The sequence below is a fragment of the Xanthomonas protegens genome, assembly GCF_038442435.1.
Taxonomy (GTDB): domain Bacteria; phylum Pseudomonadota; class Gammaproteobacteria; order Xanthomonadales; family Xanthomonadaceae; genus Xanthomonas_A; species Xanthomonas_A sontii.
The window spans coordinates 113,335-139,472 of sequence record NZ_JAQJCQ010000009.1; the positions used below are offsets into that span (position 1 = coordinate 113,335).

23 protein-coding genes are annotated in these 26,138 nt (G+C 71.3%); 9 read left to right on the forward strand and 14 right to left on the reverse strand.

All coding sequences use genetic code 11. The annotated features are described in order from the left end of the window. Positions 1–17: 17 nt before the first annotated feature. Positions 18–1,826: a DUF885 domain-containing protein gene (locus tag PIQ37_RS12080; RefSeq protein ID WP_407137015.1), complete on the forward strand. Its 1,809-nt coding sequence runs from the start codon at positions 18–20 to the stop codon at positions 1,824–1,826. Between the two features lie 57 nt (positions 1,827–1,883). Here PIQ37_RS12080 and PIQ37_RS12085 read toward each other — a convergent pair whose 3' ends face one another. From PIQ37_RS12085 to PIQ37_RS12105, 5 genes are all read right to left on the reverse strand, one after another. After that, positions 1,884–5,093 carry an efflux RND transporter permease subunit gene (locus PIQ37_RS12085; RefSeq protein WP_342073654.1) on the reverse strand — a complete coding sequence of 1,070 codons (3,210 nt, stop codon included), beginning with the start codon at positions 5,091–5,093 and terminating at the stop codon, positions 1,884–1,886. Positions 5,094–5,103: 10 nt separating this feature from the next. Further along, a complete protein-coding gene (locus PIQ37_RS12090) occupies positions 5,104–6,288 on the reverse strand; it encodes an efflux RND transporter periplasmic adaptor subunit (RefSeq protein ID WP_342073655.1) in 1,185 nt (394 codons plus the stop codon). Continuing rightward, entirely contained in the window at positions 6,285–7,538 is a 1,254-nt protein-coding gene (locus PIQ37_RS12095; RefSeq protein ID WP_342073656.1) for a TolC family protein, read from the reverse strand. Before PIQ37_RS12095 ends, PIQ37_RS12090 begins: the two co-directional genes overlap by 4 nt. A gap of 56 nt (positions 7,539–7,594) precedes the next feature. Then, the gene (locus PIQ37_RS12100) at positions 7,595–7,933 is read right to left on the reverse strand and encodes a hypothetical protein (protein ID WP_342073657.1); all 339 of its coding nucleotides are present in this window, start codon (positions 7,931–7,933) and stop codon (positions 7,595–7,597) included. A 67-nt stretch (positions 7,934–8,000) separates the two neighbouring features. After that, on the reverse strand, positions 8,001–8,390 hold the full coding sequence (locus tag PIQ37_RS12105) for a RidA family protein (RefSeq protein ID WP_342073658.1): 390 nt from the start codon (positions 8,388–8,390) through the stop codon (positions 8,001–8,003). A 131-nt stretch (positions 8,391–8,521) separates the two neighbouring features. On the opposite strand from PIQ37_RS12105, the gene PIQ37_RS12110 reads away from it, so the two are divergent. From PIQ37_RS12110 to PIQ37_RS12130, 5 genes are all read left to right on the forward strand, one after another. Beyond that, positions 8,522–9,430 (forward strand): LysR family transcriptional regulator, encoded by a 909-nt coding sequence (locus PIQ37_RS12110; protein ID WP_342073659.1) that lies wholly within the window; start codon positions 8,522–8,524, stop codon positions 9,428–9,430. Positions 9,431–9,718: 288 nt separating this feature from the next. After that, on the forward strand, positions 9,719–9,955 hold the full coding sequence (gene rpmB / locus PIQ37_RS12115) for a 50S ribosomal protein L28 (protein ID WP_160969509.1): 237 nt from the start codon (positions 9,719–9,721) through the stop codon (positions 9,953–9,955). 10 nt (positions 9,956–9,965) lie between these two features. Then, a complete protein-coding gene (gene rpmG, locus PIQ37_RS12120; protein ID WP_169411268.1) occupies positions 9,966–10,133 on the forward strand; it encodes a 50S ribosomal protein L33 in 168 nt (55 codons plus the stop codon). A 160-nt stretch (positions 10,134–10,293) separates the two neighbouring features. Then, a complete protein-coding gene (gene cls, locus PIQ37_RS12125) occupies positions 10,294–11,712 on the forward strand; it encodes a cardiolipin synthase (RefSeq protein WP_342073660.1) in 1,419 nt (472 codons plus the stop codon). A 111-nt stretch (positions 11,713–11,823) separates the two neighbouring features. Next, the gene (locus PIQ37_RS12130; RefSeq protein ID WP_342073661.1) at positions 11,824–13,248 is read left to right on the forward strand and encodes an FAD/NAD(P)-binding protein; all 1,425 of its coding nucleotides are present in this window, start codon (positions 11,824–11,826) and stop codon (positions 13,246–13,248) included. Between the two features lie 196 nt (positions 13,249–13,444). On the opposite strand, the gene PIQ37_RS12135 is transcribed toward PIQ37_RS12130, so the two are convergent. Next, on the reverse strand, positions 13,445–14,407 hold the full coding sequence (locus PIQ37_RS12135) for an MFS transporter (protein WP_342073662.1): 963 nt from the start codon (positions 14,405–14,407) through the stop codon (positions 13,445–13,447). Continuing rightward, positions 14,296–14,958 carry an MFS transporter gene (locus PIQ37_RS12140; protein ID WP_342073663.1) on the reverse strand — a complete coding sequence of 221 codons (663 nt, stop codon included), beginning with the start codon at positions 14,956–14,958 and terminating at the stop codon, positions 14,296–14,298. The genes PIQ37_RS12135 and PIQ37_RS12140 overlap by 112 nt, the downstream gene beginning before the upstream one ends. 115 nt (positions 14,959–15,073) lie before the next feature. Here PIQ37_RS12140 and PIQ37_RS12145 point away from each other — a divergent pair, with 115 nt between their 5' ends. Both PIQ37_RS12145 and uvrD read left to right on the forward strand, forming a co-directional pair. Then, complete coding sequence (locus PIQ37_RS12145; RefSeq protein WP_342073664.1) at positions 15,074–15,955, forward strand: LysR substrate-binding domain-containing protein; 882 nt, start codon at positions 15,074–15,076, stop codon at positions 15,953–15,955. Between the two features lie 70 nt (positions 15,956–16,025). Next, positions 16,026–18,227: a DNA helicase II gene (uvrD, locus tag PIQ37_RS12150; RefSeq protein WP_342073665.1), complete on the forward strand. Its 2,202-nt coding sequence runs from the start codon at positions 16,026–16,028 to the stop codon at positions 18,225–18,227. A 36-nt stretch (positions 18,228–18,263) separates the two neighbouring features. Here uvrD and PIQ37_RS12155 read toward each other — a convergent pair whose 3' ends face one another. The 7 genes from PIQ37_RS12155 to PIQ37_RS12185 all read right to left on the reverse strand — a co-directional run bounded on the left by PIQ37_RS12155 (position 18,264) and on the right by PIQ37_RS12185 (position 25,287). Further along, on the reverse strand, positions 18,264–18,800 hold the full coding sequence (locus PIQ37_RS12155; RefSeq protein WP_342073666.1) for a hypothetical protein: 537 nt from the start codon (positions 18,798–18,800) through the stop codon (positions 18,264–18,266). A gap of 63 nt (positions 18,801–18,863) precedes the next feature. Beyond that, complete coding sequence (locus PIQ37_RS12160) at positions 18,864–19,358, reverse strand: hypothetical protein (RefSeq protein WP_342073667.1); 495 nt, start codon at positions 19,356–19,358, stop codon at positions 18,864–18,866. 216 nt (positions 19,359–19,574) lie between these two features. Further along, on the reverse strand, positions 19,575–20,510 hold the full coding sequence (locus PIQ37_RS12165) for a lysylphosphatidylglycerol synthase domain-containing protein (protein ID WP_342073668.1): 936 nt from the start codon (positions 20,508–20,510) through the stop codon (positions 19,575–19,577). After that, positions 20,507–21,712, reverse strand: coding sequence for a cardiolipin synthase ClsB (clsB, locus tag PIQ37_RS12170; RefSeq protein WP_342073669.1), 1,206 nt, complete (start codon positions 21,710–21,712; stop codon positions 20,507–20,509). Before clsB ends, PIQ37_RS12165 begins: the two co-directional genes overlap by 4 nt. Continuing rightward, the gene (locus PIQ37_RS12175; RefSeq protein WP_342073670.1) at positions 21,709–22,449 is read right to left on the reverse strand and encodes an endonuclease/exonuclease/phosphatase family protein; all 741 of its coding nucleotides are present in this window, start codon (positions 22,447–22,449) and stop codon (positions 21,709–21,711) included. Before PIQ37_RS12175 ends, clsB begins: the two co-directional genes overlap by 4 nt. Before the next feature lie 122 nt (positions 22,450–22,571). Further along, positions 22,572–24,509: a M61 family metallopeptidase gene (locus tag PIQ37_RS12180; protein ID WP_342073671.1), complete on the reverse strand. Its 1,938-nt coding sequence runs from the start codon at positions 24,507–24,509 to the stop codon at positions 22,572–22,574. Positions 24,510–24,990: 481 nt separating this feature from the next. Continuing rightward, entirely contained in the window at positions 24,991–25,287 is a 297-nt protein-coding gene (locus PIQ37_RS12185; protein WP_342073672.1) for a hypothetical protein, read from the reverse strand. Positions 25,288–25,514: 227 nt separating this feature from the next. On the opposite strand from PIQ37_RS12185, the gene PIQ37_RS12190 reads away from it, so the two are divergent. Beyond that, the gene (locus PIQ37_RS12190) at positions 25,515–26,075 is read left to right on the forward strand and encodes a sugar O-acetyltransferase (RefSeq protein ID WP_295864992.1); all 561 of its coding nucleotides are present in this window, start codon (positions 25,515–25,517) and stop codon (positions 26,073–26,075) included. Positions 26,076–26,138: the final 63 nt, after the last annotated feature.

Sequence of the window (26,138 nt, forward strand, 5' to 3'; positions counted from 1 at the left end):
GTGTGCCCCCCATGCCGATGCTCGCCAAGACCCCGCTGGCCATTTCCCTGCTGATCGCGTTCGCCGTGGCCACGCCCGCACTGGCCGCACCGCCGTCGTCGGCGTCGTCCAGCGCAACGCCGGCCACGGCCAGCGCCAGCGCCGCCGATGCTCGCTTCCAGGCCATCTACGAGAAGGAGTGGGCCTGGCGCCAGGCGCAGCTCGGCCAGGCCGACGAGGACAGCGACAGCAGCGGCGACAACCGCCGTCTGCCCGACGTCGGCGCGGCGGCGCAGGCGGCGCGCCTGAAGGTGTGGGAGGACGTGCTGCGGCAGCTGGACACGCTCGATGCGGCCCAGCTTTCGCCCGAAAACCAGGTCAACCTGGCGGTGTACCGGCCGCAGGTGGAGAACCTGGCCGCCTCGGTGCGCCTGCGCGCCTACGAGATGCCGTTCAATTCCGACAGCGCGTTCTGGTCGGACCTGGCGTTCATGGCCCAGCGCAACCTGCGCACGCCCGACGAGTACCGCGCCTACATCGCGCGGCTGGAGGACGTGCCGCGCTACTTCGCGCAGCAGACCGACAACATGCGCGCCGGCCTCAAGCGCGACTTCAGCGTGCCGCGTGCGGTGCTTGACGGCCGCGATGGCGCCATCGCCACCGTGGCCGACCTGAAGGATCCGACCGCGGCGGTGCTGTACACGCCGTTCAAGCAGATGCCGGCGCAGATTCCCGCCGCCGAGCAGGCGCAGCTGCGCGCGCAGGCGCAGGCCGCGCTGCGCGACAAGGTGATCCCGGCCTATGCGCAGCTGCTCACCTTCTATCGTCAGGAGTACATGCCGCAGGCGCGCACCACGCTCGCCGCCGAAGCCCTGCCCGACGGCAAGGCCTACTACCGCCAGCAGATCCGCGAATACACCACGCTGGACATGGACCCGGAGCAGATCCACCAGCTCGGCCTGCGCGAGGTGGCGCGGATCCAGAAGGAGATGGACGCGATCATCCAGCAGGTCGGCTTCCAGGCGCCGGCCGGGCAGAAGACCTTCCCGGCGTTCCTGCAGTTCCTGCGCACCGATCCGCAGTTCTACGTGAAGACCCCGCAGGAGCTGCTCGATCGCGCCGCGTGGATCGCCAAGCGCGTGGACGGGGAGGTCGGCAAGTTCATCGGCACGCTGCCGCGCGGGCGCTTCACCATCGTGCCGGTGCCGGCGGACATCGCCCCGTTCTGGACCGCCGGCCGTGGCGGCGTCGGCACCTACTGGCTCAACACCTACGACCTGCCGTCGCGGCCGCTGTACAACCTGCCGGCGCTGACCCTGCACGAATCCTCGCCGGGCCACTCGCTGCAGGGCGCGCTGGCCGAGGAGCAGGGCGCGCAGCCCGCGTTCCGCCGCGAGAACTACATCTCCGCCTACGGCGAGGGCTGGGCGCTGTACACCGAGAAGCTGGGCAAGGAGATGGGCATCTACGCCACGCCGTACGAGGACTTCGGCCGGCTCAGCTACGAGATGTGGCGCGCCTGCCGCCTGGTGATCGACACCGGCGTGCACCACAAGGGCTGGAGCCGCGCGCAGGCGCAGGCCTACCTGCGCGAGCGCACCGCGCTCAGCGAGCACGAGGTCACCACCGAGGTCGACCGCTACATCTCCTGGCCGGGCCAGGCGCTGAGCTACAAGCTCGGCGAGCTGACCATCCTCGATCTGCGCGCCGAAGCCGAGCGTGAGCTGGGTCCAGACTTCGACATCAAGTCCTTCCACGACGCGGTGCTGCAGCAGGGCTCGGTGCCGCTGCCGGTGCTGCAGCAGCAGATCCGCGCCTACATCGCCGCGCGCAAGAAGAAGGCCTGACGGCCGACGCGCAGGCCGGCGCTGCTTCCCGCGAGAAGCGCGCCGGCCTGTGCCGGGTCAGCCCGCCACGCGCGGCCCGGCGATGCGCGCGGCGAAGGTCGGCAACACCAGCAAGGTCAGCACGGTGGCGGTGATCAGTCCGCCGATCACCACCGTCGCCAGTGGTTTCTGCACCTCCGCACCGGAGCCGCTGGCGATCGCCATCGGAATGAAGCCGACGATCGCCACCAGCGCGGTGGTCAGCACCGCGCGCAGGCGGCTGCCCGCGCCGTCGATCGCTGCCTGCAGCGGCAGGTCGCCGGCTTCCAGGCGTTCGCGGATCGCCTGCATCAGCACCAGGCCGTTCAAGGTGGCCACGCCGGAGACGGCGATGAAGCCCACCGCGGCCGACACCGAGAACGGCATGCCGCGCAGCAGCAGGGCGAGCAGGCCGCCGACCAGCGCCAGCGGTACACAGCTGAACACCAGCACCGCTTCCTTGACGCTGCGCAGGGCCATGAACAGCAGGCCGCCGATCAGCAGGAACACTACCGGTACCACGGTCGCCAGCCGCCGCTCGGCACGCTGCAGGTTCTCGAACTGGCCGCCCCAGCGCAGGTAGGCCCCCGGCGGCAACGGCACGCCGGCCACCGCGGCCTGCGCCGCGCCGACGAAACCGCCGAGGTCGCGGCCACGCACGTTGGCCTGCACCACCACGCGGCGGCTGCCGTTGTCGCGGCTGATCTGGTTCGGCCCTTCGCTGACGGCGATGCGCGCCACCGACGACAGCGGAATCACCTGTCCGGTCGGGGTGGCGATCGGCAGCGCGGCCAACTGGTCCGGATCGTTGCGCGCGGCATCGTCCATCCGCACCACCACGTCGAAGCGACGGTCGCCCTCGAAGATCTTGCCGGCGGCGCGGCCGCCGATGCCGGTGGCCAGCGCGTCGCTCACGTCTGCCGCGCTCAGCCCGACCTGCGCCGCCGCCATGTGGTCGATGGTCACGTCGAGCGTGGGCAGGCCGGAGATCTGCTCCACCCGCACGTCGGCCGCCCCTTCCACTGCGCGCAGCGTCGAGGCGACCTGCTCGGCCACCTTCCGCAACTGGCCGAAGTCGTCGCCGAAGATCATCACCGCCAGGTCGGTGCGCACGCCGGAGATCAGCTCGTTGAAGCGCAGTTCGATCGGCTGGCTGAACTCGAAGCTGTTGCCGAGCTGCTGCCCCGCCAGCGCCTCCAGGCGGGCCACCAGTCGCTCCTTGTCCAGCGCCGGATCGGGCCAGTGCTTGCGCGGCTTGAGCACGATCACGCTGTCGGAGATGTTGGTCGGCATCGGGTCGATCGCCGCCTCGGCGGTGCCGGTCCGCGAGAACACCGTCGCCACTTCCGGCTGCGTGGCGATGGCCTGTTCCAGCGCCAGCTGCATCGCCAGCGACTGTTCCAGCGAGGTGGACGGCACGCGCAGGGCCTGCATCGCCACATTGCCTTCGTCCAGCGTCGGCATGAACTCGCGGCCCAGCAGCGCGAACGCGCCGATGCCCGCCAGCAGCATCGCCACCGCGCCGGCGGCGACCGTGCGCGGATGCGCGACGGCCGCGCGGATCGCCGGTGCGATGCGCGTGCGCAGCGCGCGGATCAGCCACGTCTCGTGCGCGCCCTTGGCCGCATGCGCCGCGTCGTCCGGCAACTTAGGCTCGTGCACCAGCAGCGCGGCCATCGCCGGCACGAAGGTGAAGGAAAACAGGAACGCGCCGACCAGGGCCAGCATGAAGGTGGCGGCCATCGGCTGGAACGTCTTGCCCTCCACGCCTTGCAGGGTGAGGATCGGCGCGAACACCAGCAGGATGATCAACTGGCCGAAGGCGGCCGGCCGCGCCATCTTGCGCGCCGCCTCGGCGGCCACGCCCAGGCGCTCGGCGGCGGTCAACCCGCGGCCCAGCGCGGCGCGGCGCTGGCCGAGCATGAGCAGGGTCGATTCGACCACGATCACCGCGCCGTCCACCAGGATGCCGAAGTCCAGCGCACCCAGGCTCATCAGGTTGCCGCTGATGCCGAAGCGCTGCATGCCGATCACCGCGAACAGGAACGACAGCGGAATCACCAGCGCGGTGATCGCGGCCGCGCGCAGGTTGCCCAGCAGCAGGAACAGGATCACCACCACCAGCAGCGCGCCTTCGGTGAGGTTCCTGGCCACGGTCTTGATGGTCGCGTTGACCAGCACGCTGCGGTCCAGCACCGGTGCCGCGACGATGTCCGGCGGCAGCGACGTGTTCACCTGCGCCAGCCGCGCGGCCGCGGCCTGCGCGACGGTGCGGCTGTTGCCGCCGGCGATCATCAGCGCGGTCCCCTGCACCGCCTCGTGGCCGTTGCGGCTGGCCGCGCCCAGGCGCGGGGCGCGACCGGAGGCGACCTCGGCCACGTCGGCCACGCGCACCACGATGCCGTTGCGGACGGCCACCGGCGCCTGTGCGAGGTCGTCGGCGCTCAGGGCCAGACCGTCGGCGCGCACCACCAGGCCTTCGCCGGCACGCTGCACGAAGCCGGCGCCGGCCTGCACGTTGGCGCGCTGCAGGGCGGTGACCAGGTCGGCCAGGCCCAGGCCGTGCGCGGCCAGTCTGGCAGTATCCGGATGCACGCCGTATTCCTTGACGTAGCCGCCGACCGTATCGACGCCGGCCAGTCCCGGGCTGGCGCGCATCTGCGGCGCGATGATCCAGTCCTGCACGGTGCGCAGATAGGTGGCGCGCTCCTGCGGCGTGCGCAGCAGTTCGCCTTCCGGCGTGCGGTAGACCGCGCCGGCCTGCCAGCCCGCCGCGCCCGGCCGGGCCAGCCGGGACGGGTCGAAGGCGGCGAAGTCCACCGTCCACATCAGCACCTCGCCCAGGCCGGTGGTGACCGGCGACAGTTGCGGCGATGCGCCCTCCGGCAGGTCGTCCGCGGCCGCGCGGATGCGTTCGGCCACCTGCTGGCGGGCGAAGTAGATGTCGGTCGCATCGGTGAAGATCGCGGTGACCTGCGAAAAGCCGTTGCGCGACAGCGAGCGGGTCGCGGTCAGGCCGGGAATGCCGGCCAGTGCGGTTTCCAGCGGGTAGGTCACCTGCCGCTCGATCTGTTCCGGGGTCAGGGCCGGCGCCACCGTGTTGAGTTGCACCTGGCGGTTGGTGATGTCCGGCACCGTGTCGATCGGCAGCCTGCCCAACTGGAACAGGCCCACGGCGGCGAGCAGCGCGGCCAGGGCCACTACCAGCCAGCGGTGGCGCACGGCGGTGTCGATGATCAGCTTGAACATGGTCGCCTCCTCAGTGGCCGTGGTCGGCGTCGCCCTTGGCCAGTTCGGCCTTGAGCAGGAAGGCGTTGGTGCCGACGATGCGTTCGTCGCCGCGCAGTCCGCCGAGGATCTCGATGCGGTCGCCGGCGCGCCGCCCGACCAGCACGGGTTGCGCCTTGAAGCCGCCCGCGACCGCTACGAACACCGCGTTGCGGCCCTCGACGCTCTGCACCGCATCGGCGGGGACGCTGAGCGCGCTGTCCTGGCCGTCGGCGACCAGCACCGCCGAGACCGGCGAGCCGGCCGGCGGCAAGGGCGCAGCGACCGGCATCGCGCGGATCACCGCGGCGCCGCCCGGCTGGCGCAGGTCGGCCGCCGCTGCCGTGACCCGGGCGGCGAAGCTGCCGCCCACGCCGCGCACCTCCAGCGGCATGCCGGGTGCGACCTGCGCCGCCAGCGCCGGCGGTGCGCTGAACACCAGTTCGTTCATCGCCGGATCGGCGACCTCGGCCACCACGCTGCCGGCGGCGACCACGCTGCCGGGCGTGACCTGCACGTTGCCGACGATGCCGGCCACCGGGCTGACGACGCGCACGCGGCCGCTGGCATCCGGTGTGCCGTTGGCGGCGGCCTGGGCCTGCGCGGCGGCAGCCTGCGCCTGCGCCGCCAGCGCCCGCGCGTGCGAGGTTTCCAGTTCCTGGCGGGCGACCACGCCCTGCGCGACCAGGGCACGGTCGCGGGCATGCGCCAGGCCGGCCGCCTTGGCCTCGGCCGCGGCGGCCAGCGCATTGGCGCGGAACACCGCGGCCTCGCCGCTGACCACGATGGCCAGCGGCTGCTGCGCCTGCACCGCGGCACCCGGCGCGACCAGCACGCGTTCGACCCGGCCGGTCACCGTGGAGGCGACCGAGGCGCGCGCGCCCACCGCCGGTTCGACCCGCCCGGCCAGGCGCACCGAGGCGCCGCCGCCGCGGCCGACCGCGACCACGTCCAGGCCGGAGGCGGCGATCTGTTGCGGCGTCAGCCGCACCACCTCGTCGGTTTCGGCGTTGGCCGCGGTCTTGGCCGCTGGCATGCGCGCTGCGCCCTGGTGCCCGGCGTCATCGCCGTGCGCGGCGTCGGCTGCCGGGACAGCCTGCTTGTCGCCGGCGCAGGCGCCCGGCAGGAGTGCCAGCAGCAGGCTGGCGGCAAGGGAGATCGGACGGGACAGGTTCATTGGGCCTCCATGAACGGCGCGCGCCCTTCCAGGCGGGCCAGCTCGATTTCCGCCGCGACGCGCGCCAGGCGCGCGTCCACGGCACTGCCACGCGCGGCGATGAGCGCCGCGCGGGTGCTGCGCAATTCCAGTTGCGTGATGCGACCGGCGTCGACGCCGATGCGGGCCAGGCGATAGGCCTCCTGCGCCGCCGCCACGCCGTCGTCGGCCGCGCGCGTGCGGCTGCCGGCGGCCTTCAGCGTGGCCAGCGCGGCCAGGCGGTCGGCGGCACTGGTGCGACGTTGTTGCTCCAGGCGCGCCTCGGCCGCGCGCTGTTCGGCGCTGGCGGCACGGATGCCGCCGCGGTTGCGGTCGAACAGCGGCAGGCTGAGGCTGACGCCGAGCGTGTAGGCGTGGGCGCGGTCTTCGCGGAACCGCGTCTGCGCGGCGGTCAGGCTCAGGTCGGGCAGGGCACGCTTGCGCTCCACCTCGACCTGGCGATCAGCAGCGTCGGCTTCCGCAGCGGCGATGCGCACCGGCAGCGCTGCCGCATCGGTCGCGCGCGGCAACGGCGGCGTGCGGTCGAGCAGGCTGCCATCGAGGGACTGCACCGGCGTTTCCAGCAGGGCGATCGCCGCCAGGCGCGCCAGTGCCGCGTCGCGGAACGCCTGCGCTTCGTCCAGCGCCGCGGTGGCATCGGCCACTTCGCTCCGCGCCTGCACCGCGCGCAGTCGCGGCTCGCGGCCCTGCGCGACCATCGCGTCGACGGCGGCTGCATCGTCGCGGATCAGGCCCAGCGCTTCCTCGGCCAGCGCGTAGCGGCGCAGCGCGCGCTCGGCTAGCGCGTAGGCCGACGCCAGCTCGCCGGCGGCCTCGCTGCGGCTCTGCGTGCCGCGCAGGGCGGCCGCGTCGGCGTCGGCGCGGGCCGCACGGAGGCGCGCACCGCGTTGGCCCCACAGCTCCAGCGGTTGCGACAGGGTCAGGACGGTCTGCGCCTTGCCCATGCCGGCATAGGCACCGCTGCCGGCGGCGTCTTCGGCGGACCAGGACAGGGTGGGGTTGGGCAGCGCCCGCGCCTGCGCGGCGCGGGCGTCGGCGGCCTCGGCCAGCGCCGTGCCCGCACGGCTGCCGGGCAACTGGTCGAGGCGTTGCAGCAAGGTGTCGTAGGAAGGGGCGGTCTGCGCCATCGCCAGCGCGGCCGGGGCCAGGCCCAGCAGCACGGCGACGACCCGCCCGGCCGCGCGCGGCGGCCGACGTGTCGGAGTCGACATGAAGAAATTCCAGAGATGAGGGAAACGGAAACCCGCGAACGCGGGACACGCTCAACTCACGCTCTGGGCGGGCGCTTCAATCCGTCCTGGACGACGCCCGCAGGGGAGGCGTCGATGGCCTGCATCCAGCGCGCCGGTCGCGGCGCGCCGAACACGGCGAGGGCGCTCGCCGGCAGGCTCAGATTCGAGTGGTGGCAATGGTTGTGGCTGCAGGTACCGGCATGCTTGCTGTCGCTGTCCTCGCCATCGGCATGCGCCGCGGCGGGCGCGTGCACGGCGTCGGCCGATTCCGGCTCCAGCGCGCAGGCCAGCGCATCGGCCACCGGCACGACCACGAACGCCGCCAGCAGCAGCATCAGCAGGGAGGTACGCAGTGGACGGAACAGGCGGCGCATGAGGCCGGCAGACTAACAAGCGCTTCGGCGCGGACACAATATCAACGCGCCGCCCGCTGTCGCATGCTCAGGGCAGCTTCGCGATCACCTTGATCTCGAACTGGAAGCCGTACAGCCAGGTCACGCCGATGCCGGTCAGGGTGGGATGCGGCGCCTCGCCCCAGTACTCGGGCACGATCGCCCAGGCGGTGGCGAAGTTCCGTTCCGGATCGACCACGAACACGGTCACGTCGATCACGTCGTCGAACGTGCAGCCGGCGGCGGCCAGCACCGCGTTGAGGTTGTCGAAGGCGCGGCGCACCTGGGCGGCGAACTCCGGCTCGGGCGAGCCGTCCTCGCGGCTGCCGACCTGGCCGGAGACGAACAGCAAGCCATTGCAGCGGATCGCCGGCGAGTAGCGGTTGCGCGCGTACAGCGCCTGACGGCCGGCGGGAAAGACGACATCGCGATGGGACATGGGGATGCTCCAGACAGGGGGCAGCGCGCTGCGCGTGCCGGAGTCGCCATCGTGGCCGGCGGCGTTGTCTGGATAAACCGCAATGATCCATCTAGATTGATTGCAGATTCCAAACAATCGCGGGGCGGCCGATGGACCGATTCGAGGCGATGCGGGCCTTCGCGCGCGTGGTCGAGACCGGCAGCTTCACTCGCGCCGCGCATACCCTTCAGCTCAGCCGCACCAGCGTGACCCAACTGGTGCAGCAACTGGAGGCGCACCTGCGGCTGCGCCTGCTCCACCGCACCACCCGGCGGGTCAGCGTCACCGCCGACGGGGCCGCCTACTACCCGCGCATCGCCCGCCTGCTGGCCGAACTGGAAGAGGTGGAGGCCGGCCTGGGCAGCGCCGCGGCGGCACCGCGCGGGCGCCTGCGCATCGACGTGCCAGGCCCGTACGCGCGATTGCGGCTGGTGCCGGCGTTGCCCGACTTCCATGCCCGCTACCCGCAGATCCAGCTCGACGTGGGCGTGAGCGACCGCGAGGTCGACGTGATCGCCGACCAGGTCGACTGCGTGATCCGCGGCGGCGTGCCGGCCGATCCGGCGCTGGTGGCGCGGCCGCTGGCCAGTCTGCCGCTGGGCTTCCACGCCAGCCCGGCGTACCTGCACCGGCACGGCGTGCCCGACCATCCGCGCGCGCTGGACGGGCCGACGCATCACACGGTGGGCTTCCTCAGCCCACGCAGCGGCCGCGCGCGCAGTTTCCAGGCGCGGCGCGGCGAGGAGCAGTGCGAGGTGCAGGGCCGCTACCAGGTCGGCTTCGACGACGGCAACGCCTATCTGGCCGCCGGCCTGGCGGGGTTGGGCGTGGTCGTGTTGCCGTCCTACATGGCAGCATCGCACGTGGCCGAGGGCACGCTGCGACCGCTGCTGCAGGACTGGCTGTTGCCGCCGATGCCGATGCACCTGATGTTCGCGCCCAACCGGCACATGAGCCAGCGGCTGCGCGCGTTCATCGAGTGGGCGGTGGAGGTGCTGGGCCCCGCGGAGCCGGTCTAGTCGGTGCCGGCGACGACCATCGCCAGCGGCGTGCGAGGCCGCACGTGCCGCCCCGGCCGTTCAAGTCGGCCAGGCCGCCTGTGGACAACTTGCACAAGTCCTTGATCACCTGCATAATACGCGGCTCGCTGTGCCCGGCTCCGGTCGGAACGGCGGCCGGATGCGCGATCTCCGGCCGGCCTCTTCCAGCGTAACCGCTTGATTTCCCACGTCGCGTGGTGGCCGCAGGGCTGCCGGGGCCGCCGTCTCCCAGGCTATGGGCGACTCAAACTACTATCGAGGTGCGCAATGTCCCGCGTATGCCAAGTGTCCGGCAAGCGTGTGCAGACGGGTAACAACGTCTCCCACGCCAACAACAGAACCCGTCGTCGCTTCCTGCCCAACCTGCACGAGCGCCGCTTCTGGGTCGCCAGCGAGAACCGCTGGGTCAAGCTGAAGGTTTCCGCGCACGCGCTGCGCACCATCGACAAGAACGGCATCGACAGCGTTCTGGCTGAGCTGCGTGCGCGCGGCGAAAAGGTCTGAGGAGTAGAGCATCATGGCAGGCAAGCGCGATAAGGTCCGTATGATTTCCTCGGCCGGTACCGGCCACTTCTACACCACGGACAAGAACAAGAAGAACACCCCGGGGAAGATGGAATTCCTCAAGTACGATCCGGTCGTGCGCAAGCACGTCCTGTACAAGGAAGGCAAGATCAAGTGATCGGCTGATCCTCGGATCGCTGCTCACGTTGCATACGGAACCCGCCGCAAGGCGGGTTTCCTGCGTCTGGGGCAACGAAAAAGCGCGACGCCGCTGCGGCCATGGTTGCGTTTGCCGGCGCAGTCCGCAGAATCGGGCGACCTGGGTTGCGAGGATCGCGATGCTGCCGGTCTGGTTGGAAGGCACGTGGCTGCTGGCGCTGGACTGGCTGATCCGGCTGGTGGCGCTGTTGTGGATCCCCACCCGCACCACCCCCGGCGCGGCGCGCAGCTGGCTGCTGCTGGTGGGCTTCGTGCCGCTGCTGGGGTTGCCGCTGTACCTGTTGCTCGGCCATCCCTGGCTCTCGCGCGAGCGCATCCGCCGCCAGGCGCTGGCCTCGCAGGTGATCCGCGAGCAGCAGGTGCCGCTGACCGCGCTGCGCTGGGCGCCGCCGGCCGACACCGTGGTCGCCGAAGTGGTGCCGCTGGTCGAGCGCCAGGGCGACTTCATGCCGACCCACGGCAACAGCGTGGAATTGCTGGATCGCTACGCGGCCTCGCTGCAGGCGCTGATCGACGATATCGACGCGGCGGTCGAGCGCGTGCACCTGCTGTATTACCTGATGTTCGACGACGCGGTCGGCGATGCGGTGAGCGCGGCGCTGCTGCGCGCCGCCGCACGCGGCGTACGCTGCCGGCTGCTGCTGGATGCGCGCGGCGGCCGTCGTGGCCTGCGCCGCTACCGCAAGCGCCTGCACGCGGCCGGGGTCGAGGTGCAGGCGCTGCTGCCGGGCGGGCTGCGCTGGCGCCGCAGCGGCCGCATGGACCTGCGCAACCACCGCAAGATCGCGGTGATCGACAACCGTGTCGGCTACATCGGTTCGCAGAACCTGGCCGAGCCGCAGTTCGTGCCCGGCCATCCCAACCGCGAGCTGGTGGCGCGGGTGCAGGGACCGGTGGTGGCGCACCTGGAAGCGGTGTTCGCCAGCGACTGGTTCATCGAGACCGGGCAACGCCTGAGCGTGGTCGCGCCCGCCTCCATCCACGGCGGCGGCGTCGCCGCGCAGCTGTTGCCCAGCGGGCCGGCGTACCCGTTCGAGAACGCGCGCGACACGGTCAACGCGCTGATCCATCTGGCACGGCGGCGCATCGTCATGGTCACGCCGTACTTCGTGCCGGACGAGGCCACGCTCAGCGCGCTGCGCATCGCCGCGCTGTCCGGGGTGGACGTGCAGTTGATCCTGTCCGAGAGCAACAACCAGCGGCTCACCGCCTGGGCGCAGGAGGCCTATTACGACGAACTGCTGCGCAGCGGGGTCAAGATCGCGCTGTACCGGCCGTGCTTCCTGCATGCCAAGCACCTGAGCGTGGACGAAGGCATCGCCCTGGTCGGGTCGATCAACCTGGACATCCGCTCGTTCGCGTTGAACGCCGAGGTCGGCATGCTGTGCTACAGCGCCGCGGTGGTGCAGCGGCTGCGCGCGGTGGAGGCCGACTACCTGGCCGATGCGCGGGTGCTGACGCTGCAGGACTGGCGCAAGCGGCCGGCCTGGCGGCGCAGCCGCGAAGGCATCGCGCGCCTGGCCGATGCGCTGATGTGACGCACGCCGATGACAGGCGCATGACGCGCTCATGCGCGATCGGTGCCGGCACATGCGCGACGGTTCTCAGCCGCGGGCCGGGCCGGTGGGGGCTTCCCTTACAATCGCGGCATGAATGAGCTTGTGCCCAGCGAACCGGCCGAGGACGACTGCGACATCGCCATCGTCGGCGGCGGCGCGGCCGGCGTGCTGGTCGCGTTGCAGTTGCTTCGCCAGGCCGGCATCGCGCTGCGCGTGCAACTGATCGAATCGCAGCCGGCGCTGGCGCAGGGCGTGGCCTATGCGACGCCCTGCGCCGAACACCTGTTGAACGTGACGGCCGGGCGCATGAGCGCCTTCGCCGAGGCGCCCGACGACTTCCTCGACTGGCTGCAGCAGCAGGCGCTGTATCCGCAGCTGTCGCGTGCCGCACTGGCCGAGGCCTATGTGCAACGCCGCCATTACGCCGCCTATCTGCGCGCACGTCTGTGGCAGGCGCAGGCCGCCGGGCCGGCGCGTTTGCAATGGCGCCAGGCGCGGGTACTGGCATTGCACCCGCAGCCGACCGGTGGGCAGCTCCTGCAGTTGCACGAGGGCGGCCCGCTGCACGCCGGCGCCACCGTGCTGGCGCTGGGCAACAGCCTGCGTCCGCTGCCGGCGCGCGGTGCCCCCAGTCTCGACGCGCCGTCGCGGATCGAGGCCTGGGACTACGCGCAGCTGCAGGCGATTCCGCGCGAGGCCACGGTCTGCATCGTCGGCTCCGGCCTGAGCATGGCCGACAGCGTGCTGACCCTGCTGGCCAACGCGCACCGCGGCCCGGTGCACGTGGTCTCGCGGCACGCGCTGCTGCCGTTGCCGCATGCCGCACATGGCGCACCGGCCGACTTCGATGCGCAGGCGCTGCTGGCGATGCCGCTGCGCCTGCGGATGCGCGCGCTACGCCGCCACGCTGCCGCGGCGCAGGCGCAGGGACAGCCCTGGCAGAGCGTGATGGACCGGGTGCGCCCGCTGAGCCAGGCGCTGTGGCAGTCGCTGTCGGTGACCGAACAGCGCCGCTTCCTGCGCCACGTAGTGCGCTACTGGGACGTGCACCGGCATCGCATCGCCGCGCCGGTCTTCGCGCAACTGCAGGCGATGCGCCGGGTCGGCCAGTTGCGCCTGCACCGCGCGCGGCTGGACACGGTGTTCCCGGTCGGTGCCTGCGTGCAGGTCAACGGCATGGGCGCCGACGGTGCGCCGCTGCAGCTCGACGCGCACTGCGTGATCAATGCCACCGGCGTCGAACTGCGCGCACAGACCATGCGCAATCCGCTGCTGCACCAGTTGCTCGGCTGCGGCCATGCGCAGCCGGGGCCGCACGGCATCGGCGTGGGCAGCGCCGCCGACGGCGCGCTGCTCGACGCCGACGGCCGCGCCACGCCGCGCATCCGCGTGCTCGGCAGCCTGCGCATCGGCAGCCTGTGGGAAAGCCTGGCGATCCCCGAACTGCGGGTGCAGGCACAGCAGACCGCGCAGGCGCTGCTGGCGCTGGAGCTGCCGGTGTCCGCCGTGCATTGAGCGCCGCCGCGGCGCATGCCTCCGCCGCGATCCGGTGCGGTGCGGCGCGGCCGAAATTTGGGTTCCTCACATCGCGCGCGTTTGCGGCGGCGGGCCGACGTGTGACCTCGTAGGAGCGGCTTCAGCCGCGACGGGGCATTGCCGGCCACACTTGTCGCGGCTGAAGCCGCTCCTACAGGTGCGTCGCCGGTTGCGATCAGCGGCTCCCCTCCACCGCGTCCTGCGGCGTGCGCCCGAGCAGCACGCAGATCGCGATCGCCGCCAGCGCGGTGATCGCCGCCAGCACCCGGGTGAGCGTGCCGAAGGCCGCGGCGTAGGCCAGGCGCAGTTGCGCCGCGGACAGCGCGCCGTCCTGCGTGGATGCCGCCAGATCGCCGGCGACCAGCCGCTGTGCGGTGTCCGCCAGGGCGGCGTGCGGCAGCTGCGGCGCGACCGCGGCCAGCCGCATCTGCACCAAGGCAGCGAGCAGGGCTGCCACGCTGGCCAGGGCGATGCCTTCACCGGCCACGCGCAGGGTGCCGAACAGACCGGCGGCCATGCCGGCGCGTTCGGTCGGTACCACGCTGACCGACAGCGCATCCATCAGGCCCCAGGGCAGGGCGGTGCCGGCGCCAATCAACAGCAGCGCCGGCAGCGCCTGCGCCGGTGGCCGCGCGCCCAACCAGCACAGGCCGGCCGCGGCTACCGCCAATCCGGCCGCTGACAGCCAGGCCGGGCTGATGCGTTGCGCCAATGCGGCGGCCAGGCTCGGCACCAGCAGCATCGGCGCCGACAGCGCCAACAGCGTCAGGCCGGCGCTGGCAGCCGGCGCGCCATCCACGCCGATCATGCGCAGCGGCAGCAACACCAGCAGCACCACGTAGCTGTAGCAGGTGGCGACCGGCAGCAACTGCACGCCGACGAAGCGCCGGTAGCGGAACAGGCTCAGGTCCAGCAGCGGATGGCGGCGGTGCCGTTCGATCCACACGAAGGCGAGCAGCAACAGGGCCGCGGCACCGAGCAGGGCCAGCGTCGCGGCGCTGCCCCAGCCGCTGTGCGGCCCCTGGATCAGGCCGGCGGTGAACAGCGCCAGCGCCGCGCTGAAACACAGCGCGCCGGCGCGGTCCGGCCGGCGGCCGGATCGCGCGAGGCCGGCAGCCAGCGCGCGGCCAACGCCCACGCCAGCGCCGCGACCGCGGCCACGCCGAAGAAGATCGCGCGCCAGCCCAGCCGTTCGCTCAGCGCGCCGGCGGCCAGCGGGCCGAACGCCAGGCCGGTGCCGAAGGTGGTGCCGAGCAGGCTGAACGCGCGCGTGCGCGCCGCGCCGGTATACAGCTGGGCCAGCGCCGCGGTGCCGGCGGCGAGCGCGGCGGCGGCACCGACGCCCTGCAGCGCCCGCCACAGGTCGATCGCCGCGACCGAGCCGGCCACGGCCACGCCCAGGCTGGCGCTGGCGAACAGCGCCAGGCCTACAAGGAACACCCGGCGCCGCCCATGCCGGTCGGCGAGCGCGCCGGCGGCCAGCAGCAGACTGCCGAAGCTGAGCATGAAGGCGTTGGTGATCCAGGCCAGGGCCAGCGCGCCGCCGCCCAGGGCCGCGCCGATCGCCGGGGTGGCGACGGCACCGCCGGAGAAGTTCAGCGGCAGCGCCAGGGCCGCCAGGCACACCGCGGCCAGGGCGGCGCCGCGGCGCGGCAGGGGAGTGGAATCGGGGATCGAAGCGAGGGTCATCGGAGGGCCTCTTGCGGCGGATGTCGGGAGGCCACTAGAGATACCCAGGCGGCAATCCGCGAAAAAGGCCGCGATCCTCCGCGCTTTACGGAATGGAACGCTCTAATATCTTGGGATGGACCGCCTCACCGGCATCGTCGCCTTCGTCCGTGCCGCCGAACAGCGCAGCTTCGTCGGCGCCGGCCGCGTGCTCGGCCTCTCGGCCTCGGCGGTGGGCAAGAGCGTGGCCGCACTGGAGCGCGAGCTCGGCGTACGTCTGCTGCAGCGGACCACCCGGCGCATCGCGCTGACCGCCGAGGGCGCGCTGTTCCTGGAGCATTGCCAGCGCGTGCTGGCCGACCTGCGCGAGGCCGAGGACGCGCTGGCGCAGACCCGGCAGGCGCCGCGCGGGCGGCTGCGGGTCGGCCTGCCGACCATCGGCTACCGCTTCCTGGTGCCGCTGCTGCCCGAGTTCCGCCAGCGCTATCCGGACGTGGAACTGGACCTGGAGTTCGACGACCGCGTGGTCGACCTGCTCGAACACGGCCTGGACGCGGTGATCCGCAGCGGCGTGCAGGCCGACTCGCGGCTGCTGGCGCGGCGCCTGGGACCGTTCCGTTTCCACCTGTGCGCGGCGCCGGACTACCTGCGCCGCCGCGGCGTGCCGCAGACCCCGGCGCAGCTGGCCGCGCACGACGGCGTGCTGTTCCGCGTTCCCGGCACCGGCAAGCCGCAGGACTGGCCGCTTGCGGAACCGACGCCGCTGCCGCCGGCGGTGCTCACCTGCAACAACATGGAAGCGGTGCGCGCGGCGGCGATCGCCGGCCTGGGCATCGCCTGCATGCCGGCGTTCCTGGCCCGGGATGCGTTGGCCGATGGCCGCCTGCAGCCGCTGCTGGGCGCACACATGGCCGATGGCGGCGCGTTCTTCGTGGTGTGGCCGTCGCGTCGGCAGCTATCGCCGAAGCTGCGCGTGTTCGTGGATTTCCTCGCTGAACGGTTGTTTCGCACCGATTGACGCCACATCGCCTGTTCGGCGGCGCGCGCTGTCGCAGCCGCTGCGCCGCTGCACCGGCTAAAATGCGCGGGTGGATGTCTCTCATTTGCTCGACGATCTGAACCCCGCCCAGCGCGAGGCCGTTTCCGCCGCGCCCGGCCATTATCTGGTCCTGGCCGGCGCCGGCTCCGGCAAGACGCGCGTGCTTACCCATCGCATCGCCTGGTTGCACCAGGTGCATGGCGTGCCGGTGCACGGCATTCTGGCGGTCACCTTCACCAACAAGGCCGCGGGCGAGATGCGCCACCGCGCCGACCTGCAGTTGCGCAACGGCAGCCGCGGCATGTGGATCGGCACCTTCCACGGCCTGGCGCACCGCCTGCTGCGCCTGCATTGGCAGGACGCGAAGCTGCCAGAGAGCTTCCAGGTGCTCGACGCCGACGACCAGCTGCGACTGGTCAAGCGCGTGGTGCAGCAGCTGGAGCTGGACGAGGGCAAGTTCCCGCCCAAGCAGATCGTGTGGTGGATCAACCAGCAGAAGGACGAGGGCCGCCGCGCGCAGCACATCCAGCCGGAGCCGCGCGACGAGTGGGTCACCACCCTGCGCAACGCCTACGCGCTGTACCAGGAGCGCTGCGACCGCGCCGGCCTGGTCGACTTCGCCGAACTGCTGCTGCGCGCGCACGAGCTGCTGCGCGACACCCCGGCGCTGCTGGCGCACTACCGCGCCCGCTTCGGCGAGATCCTGGTCGACGAGTTCCAGGACACCAACGCCATCCAGTACGCGTTCGTGCGCGTGCTTGCCGGCGACAGCGGCCACGTGTTCGTGGTCGGCGACGACGACCAGGCGATCTACGGCTGGCGCGGCGCCAAGGTCGAGAACGTGCAGCGCTTCCTCACCGATTTCCCCAGCGCGCAGACCATCCGCCTGGAGCAGAACTACCGCTCCAGCGCCAACATCCTCAACGCCGCCAACGCGGTGATCGCGCACAACCCCGACCGCATCGGCAAGCAGCTGTGGACCGATTCGGGCGACGGCGAGCCGATCGACCTGTACGCGGCCTACAACGAGGTGGACGAGGCGCGCTACGTGGTCGAGCGCGTGCGCCAGTGGGTGCGCGACGGCGGCAGCTACAGCGAGGCGGCGGTGCTCTACCGCAGCAACGCGCAGTCGCGCGCGTTCGAAGAGGCGCTGATCGCCGAACAGGTGCCGTATCGTGTCTATGGCGGCATGCGCTTCTTCGAGCGCGCCGAAATCAAGGACACCCTGGCCTACCTGCGCCTGGTCGCCAACCGCGCCGACGATGCGGCGTTCGAGCGCGCGGTGAACACACCCACGCGCGGCATCGGCGACCGCACCCTCGACGAGGTGCGGCGGCTGGCGCGCGCGCATTCGCTGTCGCTGTGGGCCGCGGCGCAGCAGGCCGCGCAGCAGGGCGGCGACCTGGCTGCACGCGCGCGCAACGCGCTGGGCCAGTTCCTGGGCCTGATCGAACAACTGGCCCTGGACGTGGCCGGGCTGCCGCTGCCCGAACAGATCGACCAGGTGCTGGCGCGCTCCACCCTGCGCGAGCACTGGAGCAAGGAGAGCCGCGGCGGCCTGGATTCGGAATCGCGCACCGACAACCTCGACGAACTGGTGTCGGTGGCCTCGCGCTTCGTCCGCGCCGACGGCGACGAGGACGCCGACGAGGGCCGCCAGGCGATGACCGAGCTGGTCGCGTTCCTGGCCTACGCCTCGCTGGAGGCCGGCGAAGGCCAGGCCCAGGCCGGCGAGGAGGGCGTGCAGCTGATGACCCTGCACTCGGCCAAGGGCCTGGAATTCCCGATCGTGTTCCTGGCCGGCATGGAAGACGGGCTGTTCCCCAGTGCGCGTTCGCTGGAAGAGAGCGGGCGCCTGGAGGAAGAGCGGCGCCTGGCCTACGTCGGCATCACCCGCGCCCGCCACAAGCTGGTGCTGAGCTACGCCGAGTCGCGGCGCATCCACGGCCAGGACAACTACAACGTGCCCTCGCGCTTCCTGCGCGAGATCCCGCGCGAGCTGCTGCACGAAGTGCGGCCGAAGGTGCAGGTGTCGCGCAGCGCCTCGCTGGGCGCGCCGCGCAGCATGGGGCACAGCGTGATCGAGGCCCCGGCGATCAAGCTCGGCGCCAACGTGCAGCACCCCAAGTTCGGCGGCGGCGTGGTCATCGACTACGAAGGCAGTGGCGCCCACGCCCGCGTGCAGGTGCAGTTCGACGAGGCCGGCGCCAAGTGGCTGGTGATGGCGTACGCCAATCTGACGGTGTTGTGAGTGGCGGCAGCAGGCGGACCTGGTGCCGCCTCGCGATCAGGGCGTGCGCTTGTGCGCGATGCAGATGCCGTCGTTGCCCGCGTTTTCGGCCTGATCGCACACGCTCCAGCAGCGCTGCGCCGGCCGTGACCAGGCGGTGGCGATGCGTTCGCATTGGGTGATGGCGTCCTGCAGGTCGCTGGCGGATTGCCACCCGCACCCCATCATGGGCAATGACACGTGAGGTTCACTGATCGCAGTGTCACCCACGACCAGAATTGCGCGTTTGCCCTGGTTCTCGCGAAAGAACGTCGCCGCCTGCTGCGCCGATGCGCACTGCAACAGCACGGCGGCGACCTCATTGCGGTAAACGACGATGCGCAGTGCATCCGGGCGGTAGTCCAGGCGTGCCGCACCGCGATCCACGCAGATCTTCGAATTGTCGGCAGGCGATGCGAGCAGACGCCGATCCTGCTGCCGTGTCGTTGCCGAACACGGCATGCCGATCCAGACTGGCGGCGGTTCGCTGCGCGAGGGATGCGATGGTGATCCCGCCGCACCGCACCCGCCGAGCAGGCTCGTCCAGACAGCCACGGCTGCCATCCTTGGCAGCCCGCGTTCTGATGTGCGCAGGCGATGCGTCACCCTGCGCATGCGTCAGCGCTGCGACGCCGCGACGCGGGTGAAGTAGTTGGTGCGCATCGTCGGCGTGCCGTCCGGTGCGAATGCGGACACGGTTTCGGTCATCGAGCGTCCGTCCGCGGCGACGGTGTAGATGCGGGTCGAGGCCACGCTCCTGTCCTTGGACAGCATCATCACCAGCACGTTGGGCGCGGGCATCTGCAGGGCGAAGACATCGGCCTCGAAGTTGTTCTTCACCGGGGTGGCGCGGCCATCGAGCGCGGCCACACCTTCGGCATGCATGGTGCCGCCGCCCTGTTCGGCGATGTCGACCTTGACGGCCCACTTGCCCTTGCCCGCCTCGCTGAAGCGCAGGGTGACGGCCTTGGGCCGATCCTGCGGCGCCCGATCCAGGCGCGCCACGTCCACGGCCCAGTTGCCGAGCAGGGGCGAGGGCCCAGCGGGTGCGGCGGATGCGGACAGACACGGTGACAGCAGCGTCGCCAACGCGACGGCGAACAGCAGTTTCATGCGACCTCCCGGGAATGGTGTGCGGCGATGAGGACAGCCAATGGTGTGCGCTGCGCGCGTTCACTCGGCCGGCCGTGCCGGGGTGCCGAAGAGCGCGTCCGTGCGGCGGCATGACCGCCCTGCTCCAGGACGCGTGCGCTGCGACGCTAGCACCGGAGGCGCACCGCAACAAGTACGGTCGTCACGGGTCCGGGGCCGGCGCGCGCACGGCCTCGCTCAGCCCGCGCCGCGCCGTCTCCGCGCCTCCAGCACCGCGTAGCCCGCACAGGCGAGCAGCAGCGGGCCGAGGTAGTAGAAGGCGCGATAGGCCAGCAATGCCGCCAGCAGTTCCGCTTGCGGTGCCTGCGATCCCAGCAGCGGCAACACCACCGCTTCCAGCACGCCGATGCCGGCCGGCACGTGCGCGATGGCGGTGGCCACGGCCGCCGCCAGCAGGGCGCCGAGCACCGAGTTATAGGCCACGCCGGCCGGCATCAGCACGTACAGCAGGGCGCCCATCAGCGTCCAGTTGCCGGTGCCCAGGCCGAGTTGCAGCAGGGCCAGCGGCAACGGCGGCAGGTGCAGGACGTGGCCGCGCACCTGCAGCTTGCGGCCATGCGCGCGCTGGCAGGCGATCAGGTAGGCCACCACCAAGCCCAGCATGGCGGCGCCGACCCATGGCAGCACCGCGCCGCTCAGCGGCCACTGCGCCGGCGTGCGCAGGCGGCCGCTGAGCAACAGCACGCCGGTCAGCAGCAGATAGCCCATCCAGTTGGTGGCGATGGCGAAGCCGACCACGCGGCTGATCGTCGCCAGGCCCAGCCCGGCGCGTCCGTACAGGCGGTAGCGGATCGCGGTGCCGCCGATCAGCGCGCCGACATTCAGGCTGAAGGCGTAGGCGATGTCCGCGATCGCCATGACCCGCGGCGTCGGCACCGCATGCGCCGCGTAACGACGCGCGGCCAGGTCGTAGCCGGCATACAGCACGTAGCTGGCCAGGCTCAGGCCTGCGGCGGCGGCCAGGGTGCCGGCACCGTAGCCGGCCAGGGTGGTGCCGACCTGCGCCCAGTCCACGGTGCGCGCGGCGCGCACCAGCAAGACCGCCACCAACACCAGGAAGGCCAGATAAGCGAAGTGGCGCAGCATGCGCCAACGCGTGCGCGGATGGTTCATGGCGCGTGCCGCTTGCGCCGCAGCACCGCGGTGCGCGGCGTGCGCTTGGGCAGGCGGCTGGCCCACTGCGGCACGTTGCGCAGCACGTGGAACAGCAACGGCCGCAGCAGCGGTTGCCAGAAGCGCCCGCGTGGCAGCTGCGCGGGCACGACTTCGCGGCAATGCCGCTGCATCAGCCGTTGCAGGCGCCCATGCAGGTCGCGCGCGAAGCGGGCATTGCGGATCACCAGGTTGGCTTCCAGATTCAGCGCCAGGCTCAGCGGATCGAGATTGCTCGATCCCACCGTGCTCCAGTGGCCGTCGATCACCGCGACCTTGCCGTGGAACGGGCGCTCGCAGTATTCGAAGATCTGCACGCCGGCGTCGACCAGATGCCGGTACAGCGCGCGTGCGGCGAACAGCGCCAGCGGCGTGTCCGGCTGCCCCTGGAAGATCAGCTTCACCGCCACGCCGCGTCGGGCCGCGGCGCACAAATCGCGCAGGAAGCCGTAGCCGGGGAAGAAGTAGGCGTTGGCGACCACGATCTCGTGCCGGGCGCCGCGGAACGCCTGCCGGTAGGCGCGTTCGATGCTGCGCGAGCGGCCGGCATTGTCGCGCGGCAGGAAGCACACCTCGGCCGCGCCGGACGGGGGCACATCGACCTGCGCCTGCGGTACCCAACCCGCTCCGGTGCCGTGGGTGGCCAGCGTCTGCCGCACGAACGCGACCATGTCCGCCACTACCGGGCCGTGTACCTCCACCGCGTAGTCCTGTTTCGCCTCCGGGCCGAAATCGGCCAGGTGATCGGCCGACCAGTTGATGCCGCCGATCATGCCGATCCGCCCGTCCACCACCAGCAGCTTGCGGTGCATGCGCCGGAACACGTTCAGGCGCACGCCGAGCAGGGTCGGCTGCTGGTCGAACAGGCGCAGCTCGGCGCCGGCTTCGGTCAGTTCGCGCACGAACCCGGGCGAGAGATCCGGCGAGCCGAACGCGTCCACCAGCAGGTGTACGCGCACGCCGCGGCGCGCGGCGGCGACCAGGTGGTCCTTCAGCGCCAGGCCGACCTTGTCCTCGAACCAGATGAAGGTCTCCAGCAGCACCTCGTGCCGGGCTGCGTCGATCGCGGCGAAGGCGCGTGGGAAATATGCATCGCCGTTCTCCAGCAACTGCAGGCGGTGGCCCTGGCGCCAGCGCGTGTCGCGGTTCGCTGCACGGCTCACAGCACGATCCTGGCGTGCAGCGGAGCGTGGTCGGACAGGTGCGACCATGGGCGGCCGGTCAACACCCGGGCGGCCTCGATGCGCACGTTGCGCAGGTAGATGCGGTCCAGCGGCAGCAGTGGCCAGCGCGCCGGGAAGCTGCGCGCCACGCGCCCGTGCAGGTGGGCGAAGGCCTCGGTCAGCCCGTGCCGCTGCAGCAGCGGATGCCCGCGCTGGCGCCAGTCGTTGAAGTCGCCGGCGACGATCAGTGGCGCCTGTGACGGCAGTTCGGCGATCAGCGCACCGAGCAGGCCGATTTGCCGACGCCGGTGCGCCTCGCGCAGGCCCAGGTGCACGCAGATCGCATGCACCGCCAGCGCATGCCCCGGGATCTCCAGCACCGCATGCAGCAGCCCGCGGTGCTCGTGGCCGGCGATGGAGACGTCGCGGTTGACGAAGGAGGCGATCGGGAAGCGCGACAGCAGCGCGTTGCCGTGGTGTCCATGCGGATACACTGCATTGCGGCCATAGGCGAACTGCGGCCACAGCGTATCGGCGAGGAATTCGTACTGGCTCTGCGCCGGCCAGTCGGCGTGGCGGCCGGCATGCAGCTGATGCTCGCCCAGCACTTCCTGCAGGAACACCAGGTCCGCGGGCAGGGCGCGGATCGCCGCACGCAACTCCGGCAGCATGAAGCGCTGCTTCAGCACGCTGAAGCCCATGTGCGCATTGATGGTCAGCAACTCGATCGCAGGCATGCCGGGACGGGACGGGGCGGAAACTCCGCCTGCCATTGTCGTCGGCATCCGCGTGCGGCGCGTGACGGTGTCGCGTCGCGCACCTGCCGCCGCTGCGTTGACCGCAGCGGCGGCGGGTCGGCTCAGCGCCGTGCGGCGATGATCTTGCTCAGGTAGTCCGGCGTGCCCTCGACCCGCACCAGGTGCGGATACTGCAGGCCGTCGTGATAGTTCACCGGCACGTCGCGCACGCCGCCCTGGTACTTGAGCGTCAGCACGATCGGCGCGCTGCCGCCCTTGGCGTCGGCGATCGCCTGCTTGAGCGTGTCGCGCGAATAGTCCTGGCCGTTGACCGCAAGCACCGTGGCGCCGCTGCTGACCCCGGCCTTGAACGCCGGGCCATCCCACAGCACGTCATTGATGCTGGCGTCGTCGTTCATCACCAGGCCGATCGACCAGGCGAAGTTGTAGCGGTGCCGCGCCGACTGGTGGCGGCCGTCGTACTGCTTCTCGAATTCGCTGGGCTGGTCGGTGTACACCAGCTTCCAGCCGCTGGCCTGCAGGCCTTCCAGCAGCGGCGGATCCACCTGGTACACGCGCCGGTTGATGTAGTCGGCCCAGTCGTAGTGGACCACGCCGTCGAGCGCGGCGATGACGTCGTCGAAGGTGTAGGTCTTGACCGCGAAGCTGCCGTCGTCGACGCCGAAGAACGCCTTGGCCACGTCGTCCAGCGACTTGCGCCCGCCGCTCATCGCGCGCAGCTTGGCGTCCACCGCCAGCCACACCATCTGTCCGCCACTGTAGTAGTCCTCGCTCATCTGCCAGCTGCGGTAGGGCAGCGGCGCACGGTGCGCGGCGGTGGGGTCGTTGGTGGTGTCCTCCAGCGAGCGCCAGCGGAAGCCGGCGCGGTTGCGGTCGTAGTTGGCGGCTGTCATCGCCAGTGCGTCGCGGAACTGCTGCGGCGTCCACATCCCGGCGCGGGCGGTCAGCACATAGCCCCAGTATTGGGTCTGGCCCTCGTAGACCCACAGCAGCGAGTCGCCCATCGGCACGTTGAAGGTCGGCGTCCACAGGTCGGCGGGGCGCCGGAACTTGCCGTTCCACGAGTGCGTGTACTCGTGCGCCAGCAGATCGCGGTCCGGCGCGTTCTCGTTCCAGGCGCTGAAGTAGTCGGCGCCCAGCCCGTTCTCGCTGGACTGGTGGTGCTCCAGGCCGTTGCCGCCGAGCACGTCCGACAACGAAAACAGGAAGTCGTAGTGCGCGTAGTGATGCGAGCCGAACAGCTTGATCGCCTGCACCGGCAGGTTGCGGTGCGCCTGCAACTGCTCGGCGCTGATGTCCAGGAACCGCGGCGCATCGGCGACCACGTCCAGGTGCACCGGCGCGCCGCCGGCCGGGGTCAGGTCCACGCGCTTGAAGTAGCGCCCGGCGTAGATCGGCGAGTCGACCAGGGTGGTGAAGTCCACCGGCTTGAAGGTGGTGGTGGCGCCGTCGCGGCTGGCGGTCTCCAGCGCGGTGCCGAATTCCCAGCCGGCCGGCAGGGTCACGCTCGGCGCCACAGTGATGCCGCGGGTGTCGTGGCCGGCCGGGTACAGCGCCACCTTGTTCCACTCCAGCTGCAGCATCTTGTCGGTCATCTCGAAGCCGTCGTCGCGCGGCGACAGGTACTGGAAGCTGGCATCGATCGCGCTCACGCCCTGCGGCACGTCGACGTGGAAGCTGTACACGTCGAAGGTGTCGCGGCGCCACGGCAGCGGCTTGCCGTTGGCGGTCAGGGTGAGGCCGGCCAGCATCGCCACCGGCCCGCTCGGCGAATGGTCGCCGGGGATCCACTGCGGGTACTGCAGGGTCAGCCGCCCGGCGCTGACCGGGATGGTCTCGTGCACCCGGTAGATGCCCTGGCGTACGTCGCCGGCGTCCACCTGCAGGGTCAGCGTGCCGGGGTAGGGCGTGTCCTGCGGCGCCGGCACGTCGGGCGTGCGCACCACCTGCGCCTGCGCGGCGCCGGCGAGCGCCAGGCCGATGCCGAGGACCAGCGCCCGGCGGGCGCAACGGGAGGCGGGGAAAGCGGTGGCGAACATGCGCGGCTCCGAGGGCGGGATGGGATGCGAAGCGCGGAACGTTAGCACCTGCCGCCGTCGCTGGCGTACCGTGTCTGTCTGGCCTAGGAACGCCAAGCGATGCCGTTCATGCGGGAGCCGTGTGGCTTGTGGCGATCGGGGTGCAGGGCGCAATGATGACCTTGGCGACCTGTTCCATCGCCAGCGACTGGGGTGTTCCTGGTCCGCAGTGGCCGTCGCGGCGCCGGTGGGCGATCGGATTACCCGGATCGCGCAGACGGGGAGGCTATCCGCGATGCCGACCTTGGCCTTGTGGGAGCGGCTTCAACCGCGACGCGCGGTGATGGAACTCGCGATGACGCGCTCGATGAACCGGTGTCTTGATCGAGGATGCAGGCATCCAGGCCAGGGCATGCCGTTTACCGGCGCCGACCGTCGGCCGACGATGCCAGGGCGGCGCAGTCGATCGCCTATACGCCACCGTGCACGTGTCGCCGCGCGGCTAGTCCTTCAGCGCCCCGTCGTTCGGATCGCTGGCGGCATAGGTCGAGGTTGGCAGTTCCGCGGCGTGCGGATGCCGCAGCGCTTCGCGCAGCGGCTCAGGCAGCCGCTCCACCGCCAGGATCACCTTGCCGAAATGCACGTCGCGCACCGCGCTCGACGGCACCACGAAATCGCCGCCATTCTCGATGTTGACGACGAACGTCGCGCCGCCCTCGCGAACCTCGCGCACCGCACCCACACCGACTTCGCCATCGGCGACGAACACCATCTGACCTGCTTCCACACGCTCGGACATCGCACACCGCCTTTGTCTGGGAGAGAGCCCGCGCGGGCTGGAATGCGCCGGCATGGGCGTTCGATGATCGGATGCGTGTGCGTTGCCAGACGGTGAATGCGGCGTAGCGTGCAGGTCACGACGCAGCTGCAGCCGCCTGTGTGTGACGACCCAGTGGCGGCGCACGTCGGTCGTCACGCAGTGCGATGCGATCATGGCGGCATCGACCGATGCCTGGGAGGGCGAGGATGCGAAGCGAGAAAGAGAAGATGCTGGCCGGCGAACCGTATCGTCCCAACGACGCACAGCTGCAGGCCGAGCAGGACGCGGCCAGTGCCTGGATGCAGCGCTACAACGCGGCGCTGGCCGAGCCACCGGCGCGGCGGCACGCGCTGCTGGTCGAAGGACTGGGTTCCGTCGGACGTGGCGCGGTGGTGCGGCCGCCGTTCCATTGCGACTACGGCTACAACATCCATCTCGGCGAGGACGTGTTCCTCAACTTCAACTGCGTGATCCTGGACGTGGCGCCGGTGCACATCGGCGCCGGCACCCAGATCGGACCGGCGGTGCAGCTCTATGCCGCCGATCACCCGCGCGATGCCGCGCAGCGCGCCGAAGGGCTGGAGTTGGGACGGCCGCTGACGATCGGGCGCAACGTCTGGATCGGCGGCGGCGCGATCGTGCTGCCGGGGGTGACCATCGGCGACGACGCGGTGATCGGCGCCGGCAGCGTGGTCACCCGCGACGTGCCGGCCGGCGCGCGCGTGGCCGGCAATCCGGCACGCCTGCTGAAGCCGCACAGCGACTGAATTTGATCCGGGTCAAGGCAGGCGCCGCGCAATGGGTGTGCAATGCTTTCCTGGCCGCCACGC